The sequence below is a fragment of the Inquilinus sp. genome, assembly GCF_057815775.1.
Map to the genome: position 1 here is coordinate 1 of NZ_JBYRFX010000763.1, position 4601 is coordinate 4601.

Genomic DNA, 4601 nt, shown 5'->3' on the forward strand with positions numbered 1-4601 from the left:
TGACCCTGACCGGCGCCGTCGCCTGGGTACTCGACCGTTTGGCGCCGGATGCGGTGCGCGCCGACTGGCTGCCCCAGCTGGCGCGGATGGATGGGCTGGCCCTGACCGGCGGCACCTGGGCGACCGAACTGCATGGCGGCACCGATGTCGGCGCCACCACCACGATGGCGGAGCCGGATGGATCGGCCTGGCGGCTCACCGGCCTCAAATGGTTCACCAGCAACGCCGGCGCCGGGGTGGCTTTGGCGACCGCCCGGCCGCGTGGCGCGCCGGACGGGGCGCGCGGCCTGGGCTGCTACCTCGTGCCCTCGACCCTGCCCGACGGCACGCCGAACCGGCTGCAGGTCCGCCGGCTGAAGGACAAGATCGGCACCCGCGGCTTGGCCACCGGCGAAACCGTGCTCGACGGCGCCTGGGCGCTGGAGGTGGCGCCGCCGCCGCACGGGCTGAAGGCGATGCTGGAGGCGCTGGAATACAGCAGGGTGCACAACGCCTTCAGCGCCGCCGGGCTGCAGCGCCGCGCCTTCCTCGAACCCCTCGCCTGGACCAGCCATCGCCGGGTCGGCGGCACCCTGCTGCGCGGCACGCCGATGATGCGCGACGCGCTGCTCGACCTTGCCGCGGTGCAGGAGGCATCGGCCGCCCTGGCCTTCGAAGCCGCGGTGGCGTTCGAGGCGCCGGGCGAGGATCCCGCGGTCGATGGCTGGCGCCGCACCGCCGTCGCTTTGGCCAAGTACTGGACCGCGGCGCAGGCGACCGCGGCGGCGGCCCAGGCGGTCGAGATCGTCGGCGGCAATGGCTACACCGAGGAATGGCCGACCGCGCGGCTGTATCGCGACGCCCTGGTCACCGCGGTGTGGGAGGGGCCGGCCAATGTCCAGGCGCTGGAGTTCCTGCGCGCCGCCATCGGCAAGTTGCCGGGCGACCAGGCGTTCCTCGACCGGGTCGGCGGCATTCTCGACAGCGCGCCAGGGCCCTTGTCCACCACCGTCGCCCGGCTGCGGCCGGTGCTCGACTCGTGCCGCGCCGGCTTCGCCCATCTGCGCGCCCGGCCGGAGGAAGGGCCGCGGCTGGCCCGCAAGCTGATGCATCCGGCGGCCGAGCTGCTGGCCGCGGCGCTGATGCTGGAGGAGGCGACGGCGGACCTCGCCGCAGGCGACCGGCGCAAGGCGCTGATGGCCGCCCGATTCGCCGGCCGATTCGGGGCCGCGGCCGGGCCGGATCTGGCGGCGGATCCGCTGCACGCCGTGTTCGACGACGCCATCGGTTACGGAGTGTGCCCGGTATGACGTTGCTGTCCGTTGCCGCCAGCGACCTGCTGGCCTTCTGGTTCGATCAGGCCGGACCGCAGCGCTGGTTCGCCGGCGATGCCGGCTTCGATGCCGAGATCCGGGCCCGGTTCCTGACCCTGCATGAGGCGGCGGCTGCCGGGGCCCATGACGATTGGGCCGGCACGCCGCTCGGCGCCACGGCGCTGTGCATCCTGCTCGACCAGGTGCCGCGCAATCTGTTCCGCGGCACGCCGCGCGCCTTCGCCACCGATGCCAGGGCCCTGGCCGTCGCCCGGGCGGCGGTCAACCAGGGCTTCGACCGCGACCCGACGCTGGGGGAGGGGCATCGGCTGTTCCTCTACCTGCCGTTCGAGCACAGCGAGGATCTGGCCGACCAGCAGCGCAGTGTCGAATTGTCGGCGGCCGGGCTCAGCAATCCAGAATATGTCGACTACGCCCGGCGGCATCTCGCCGTGATCGAGCGATTCGGGCGCTTCCCGCATCGCAACGCGATTCTCGGCCGCGCCGGCACGCCGGACGAAGAGGCGCATCTGGCCGAACACGGGGGCTTCTGATGTCTGCGATCACCGGGCTCGACCACGTGATCCTGGCCGTGGCGGCGCTGGATTTCGCGCGCGACACCTGGGGCCGGCTCGGCTTTACCGTGACGCCGCAGGGCCGGCATATCGGCTGGGGCACCGCCAATCACTGCGTCATGCTCGGGTCGGATTACGTCGAACTGCTCGGCGTGCTCGACCCGGCGCAGTTCGACAACGGCCTGGGCGAGCGGCTGGCCCGGCATGGCGAAGGGCTGCTCGGCATCGCCCTGGCGACCGGAGCGGCCGATTCGGCGGCAGTCGCCTTTGCCGCCGCCGGGGTGGGGGCGGAGCCGCCACGCGATCTTGCCCGGCTGCTCGACGGCCCCGAGGGCACGGTGCAGCCCGCCTTCCGGCTGGCTCACCCCGCCCGGCGCGATGCCTTCGGCCTGCCGCTCTTCGCCTGCGAGCACCGGACGCCCGAGCTGCTGCGCCGGCCGGAATGGGAGCGCCACGCCAATGGCGCCACCCGGATTCTCGGCCTCGACCTGGCCGGGCCGCTTCCCGAATCGGCCGCCATAGCCTGGGCTGCGCTGGACGGCGCGCAACTCGACGGCGATTCGGTGCTGATCGGCGAGGGCTTCACCCTGCGTTTCGGCAGTGATCCCGTGCTGCACATCGCCACCCGGGATCTGGAGGCCTGTGCCGCCAGTCTGGTCGCGGGCCATGTCGCCCATGTCAGGCAGCAGGGCGAATTGGTGGTGCCGCCTTTGCCGGGCACCGGCATCGCCCTGCGATTCGCCGAAGCCGCCTAGCCGTCAGCGGCGGCGGGCGCCTGCTCGGCCAGCTGCTGGAAGCGGCGGTCGATCTCCTCGATCCGACGCTTGAAGTCGGTGCGGTCGCGACCATCCAGCGTGTTGCCGGTCGGCAGGTCGACGCTCAGCGGATTGACCTGGGCGCCGCTGACCAGCACCTCGTAGTGCAGGTGGGGCCCGGTGGCCTGGCCGGTGGCGCCGACATAGCCGATCACCTCGCCCTGGCGCACCCGCTCGCCCTTCGCCAGCTTGGCGAAGCGGCTCATATGGGCATAGGCGGTCGACAGCTTGCCGCTGTGCCGCAGCCGGATGTAGCGGCCATAACCGCGCTGGGTGCCGATGATCTCGACCGTGCCGTCGCCGGCGGCATAGATCGGCGTGCCGCGGGCGGCGCCGAAATCGACGCCGCGATGCATCCGGGTGTAGCCGAGGATCGGGTGGCGCCGGGCGCCGAATCGCGAGGTCAGCCGGGCTCCGTCGATCGGGGTGCGCAGCAGCAGGCGCTGCACGCTGGTGCCGTCCCGGTCGTAATAGTCGACCGTGCCGTCGCGGCTCTCGAACCGGTACATGGTCAGCGTCCTGTCGCCGAGGTCGAGCCGCGCCATCTCGACAGGGCCGAGCCGGGCCACGCTGCCATCCGGGTTGTGATCCTGGCTGAACAGCACGGCGAATCGGTCGCCCGGCTGCAGGTCACGCTGGAAATCGACCGAATAGGCCCAGGTCTTCAGCAGCGACAGCACCGCCGCGTCGGGAACGCCGGCCGCGGTCGCATCGGCATACAGGCTCGATTCGATCTCGCCCTGGATGCCGATCGCTCGAGTTTCCAATGGCCTTTCGGCCTCGCTGCTGCGAAAGCCGCCATCGGGCGCGCGCCGGGCGGTGACGGTGCGGTCGACCTCCGGCATCAGCGTCACCGCCCGCAATACCCGGTCATGGCCGCGGCGGTCGAAGGTCAGGGTGACCGGCTGGCCGATCTGCAGCCGCTTCGGATCGTAGAGATCACCAAGGGCGGAGACCGCGGCATGGGCATCGGCCTCGTCGACGCCGGCATCGGTCAGCATGCCGCCCAGCGTGTCGCCCTCGGCTACCTCCAGCACCCGGCGCTCCGGGCCGTTGCGGCCACGGGGCTGCTGCAGCCCGTCGCTGACACCCGACAGCATCCAGCCGGGAATCGTCTCCGGGACAGGGCGCAACGCGCGATAGGCGATCCCGTCGGCCAGCTCGGAGCGGGGCGGGGCCGATGCCGCAGACGATTCGGAGGCCGATTCGGCGGCCGCGTCGGCGTCGGGTGGGGAGCCCGGGATGAGCCAGGCGATACCGGTGCCAAGGCCGGCCAGGGCGACGAATGACATGAATCCGATCGGCACGATTCGCAATGGGCCGGTCTCCATCAGGGGCAAGGATGGGGCACGCTGCGCATTCGGCATCGACGGGCCCGGATCGAAGGGGCCGACCATGCGGGAACCGGCCGCCGCAGGTCAACCGATCCGGCCATCCGAGTCCGGGGCGATCGATGCCGGCCGGAAAAGGCCACCGCCGGTGGTGGCCTTGCGCGCGCACGCGTATATCCCTAGATTATCGGGGCTGAATCCGGCCGAAGCGCCCGATCCAGCAGGACGGCTGAAGCTGTTTGCCTTGCGCGGGAAAGCGCCTCGCGGGGAGAAAACGCTGTTTGAAGAATTTTCGTCACAAAGCGTTTGACAGGGGTAAGTGACCCCCCTATAAACCGCTTCACCGACGGCGACACGGCGGCGAGCGAAAGCGAAGCGGCGGTGACGAGACGGTGGGGCCGGATGAAAATCTGGTTGCACTTAGAAGTCGGAGAGATTACATCGTTGCCTCTGCCCTGGCGGGCCTACCTGGAAGGGAAGGCGCGGCGGGCGGATGCGGCTCTGGAGCTTGAGAAATCGAGTGAAGAGCCGACGGATCTTGGACAAGTTGGATGAGAGTGGAGAAGGGATACGCGGCCGGCGGTTTGG

5 protein-coding genes are annotated in these 4601 nt (G+C 71.0%); 4 read left to right on the forward strand and 1 reads right to left on the reverse strand.

The window, feature by feature from the left end; genetic code table 11:
- The 3 genes from AC3XYG_RS26830 to AC3XYG_RS26840 all read left to right on the forward strand — a co-directional run.
- Positions 1-1289 (forward strand): acyl-CoA dehydrogenase family protein (locus AC3XYG_RS26830; protein WP_489142934.1); only part of this gene is annotated, 1289 nt, incomplete at its 5' end.
- A complete protein-coding gene (locus AC3XYG_RS26835; RefSeq protein ID WP_489142935.1) occupies positions 1286-1846 on the forward strand; it encodes a DUF924 family protein in 561 nt (186 codons plus the stop codon). The genes AC3XYG_RS26830 and AC3XYG_RS26835, both read left to right, overlap by 4 nt.
- A complete protein-coding gene (locus tag AC3XYG_RS26840) occupies positions 1846-2622 on the forward strand; it encodes a VOC family protein (protein ID WP_489142936.1) in 777 nt (258 codons plus the stop codon). Before AC3XYG_RS26835 ends, AC3XYG_RS26840 begins: the two co-directional genes overlap by 1 nt.
- Here AC3XYG_RS26840 and AC3XYG_RS26845 read toward each other — a convergent pair.
- Complete coding sequence (locus AC3XYG_RS26845; RefSeq protein WP_489142937.1) at positions 2619-3974, reverse strand: peptidoglycan DD-metalloendopeptidase family protein; 1356 nt, start codon at positions 3972-3974, stop codon at positions 2619-2621. The genes AC3XYG_RS26840 and AC3XYG_RS26845 overlap by 4 nt on opposite strands.
- Here AC3XYG_RS26845 and AC3XYG_RS26850 point away from each other — a divergent pair.
- The gene (locus AC3XYG_RS26850) at positions 3973-4323 is read left to right on the forward strand and encodes a hypothetical protein (RefSeq protein ID WP_489142938.1); all 351 of its coding nucleotides are present in this window, start codon (positions 3973-3975) and stop codon (positions 4321-4323) included. The two genes, AC3XYG_RS26845 and AC3XYG_RS26850, sit on opposite strands and share 2 nt — an antisense overlap.
- Positions 4324-4601 lie beyond the last annotated feature (278 nt).

Excerpts from the sequence above, each read along its gene's own strand:
- AC3XYG_RS26835 (WP_489142935.1), top strand. The coding sequence starts at position 1,286 with ATGACGTTGCTGTCCGTTGCCGCCAGCGACCTGCTGGCCTTCTGGTTC.
- AC3XYG_RS26840 (WP_489142936.1), top strand. The coding sequence starts at position 1,846 with ATGTCTGCGATCACCGGGCTCGACCACGTGATCCTGGCCGTGGCGGCG.
- AC3XYG_RS26850 (WP_489142938.1), top strand. The coding sequence starts at position 3,973 with ATGAATCCGATCGGCACGATTCGCAATGGGCCGGTCTCCATCAGGGGC.
- AC3XYG_RS26845 (WP_489142937.1), bottom strand. The coding sequence starts at position 3,974 with ATGTCATTCGTCGCCCTGGCCGGCCTTGGCACCGGTATCGCCTGGCTC.